At 61.8% G+C, this 1258-nt stretch carries 1 protein-coding gene; it reads left to right on the top strand.

The genetic code is table 11. The annotated features are described in order from the left end of the window. Positions 1-129: 129 nt before the first annotated feature. A partial coding sequence (gene ltrA / locus A3220_RS16410) for a group II intron reverse transcriptase/maturase (protein ID WP_062376017.1) occupies positions 130-1258 on the top strand: 1129 nt, incomplete at its 3' end.

The following is a 1258-nucleotide window of genomic DNA, read 5'->3' as shown; positions in this document are numbered from 1 at the left end:
GGAGTCGGAGTCGCTCATAGTACCGAAGAAGGCGGGGAACCTACTCGACGGGACCCGCTGGAGGGAAGGGGCGGCCAATCATCAGAACTGCACGAGGGCAACATGACAGGTGCACAGGAACCTGAGGTCATGTCCACGAAACAAGTGCGGATAGCAGCGCTGGCAGAGCGCTTCCCGCAGCGTGCCTTCACGTCACTGGCGCATCATATCGACGCCCAGTGGCTGAGGACGGCCTACCTGATGACGCGCCGTGACGGCGCCGTCGGGATCGACGGCCAGACGGCGGACGACTTCGCGCGCGACTTCGAGGCTAACGTCCAGCGTCTGCTGGAAGCGGCCAAGAGCGGTCGCTACCGGGCGCCGCCGGTGCGGCGCGTCAATATTCCCAAGGGAGACGGGCGCTCCACACGGCCGATTGGCATTCCTACCTTCGAAGACAAGGTCCTGCAACGTGCCGTGGTGGCCCTGCTGGAGCCGCTCTATGAGCATGATTTTCACGAGTGCTCGTATGGTTTCCGGCCGGGGCGCTCGGCGCATCAGGCCATCGGAACGGTGAGGAATGGCCTGATGTCGATGGGCGGAGGCTGGGTCATTGATCTGGACATCAAAGCCTTCTTCGACACGATCGACCACCAGCACCTGCGTGCGTTTCTGCAGCAACGAGTGAAGGACGGCGTGATCCTCCGCCTGATCGGCAAGTGGCTCAAGGCCGGGGTATTGGACGCCGGGCAATGGCAGAAGGGCGAGATAGGCAGCCCACAAGGGGGTGTGATTTCCCCCTTGCTGGCGAATGTCTACCTCCACTACGTGCTGGATGAGTGGTTTGAGCAAGACGTCAAACCACGCCTGCGCGGACGAGCATTCTCGGTGCGCTTCGCCGATGATGCCGTGCTCGCCTTCAGCAACGAAGCTGATGCCCGCAAGGTGCTGGAGGTACTGGCCAAGCGCTTTGCGCGCTTCGGCCTTACCCTGCACCCGACCAAGACTCGGCTGGTACGGTTTCGGCCACATCGCGAGCTACGGGCCGAGACCTTCGACTTCCTGGGCTTTACCTATTACTGGGGGAAGTCCCTGCGTGGACGCTGGATCATCAAGCAGAAAACGGCCAAGGACCGGTTCAAGCGAGGCCTGAAGCGAATTTCGCTGTGGTGCCGAGCCAACCGCCACCTGCCCCTGCGTGATCAGCACCGCCAACTCTGTCGAAAGGTTATGGGGCACTATGCGTACTACGGGATAACCCACAACATCGAGTCTCTGC

It is taken from the genome of Halomonas sp. KX33721 (assembly GCF_001596805.1).
GTDB lineage: Bacteria > Pseudomonadota > Gammaproteobacteria > Pseudomonadales > Halomonadaceae > Vreelandella > Vreelandella aquamarina.
This window is presented reverse-complemented; position numbering and strand designations above follow the sequence as displayed.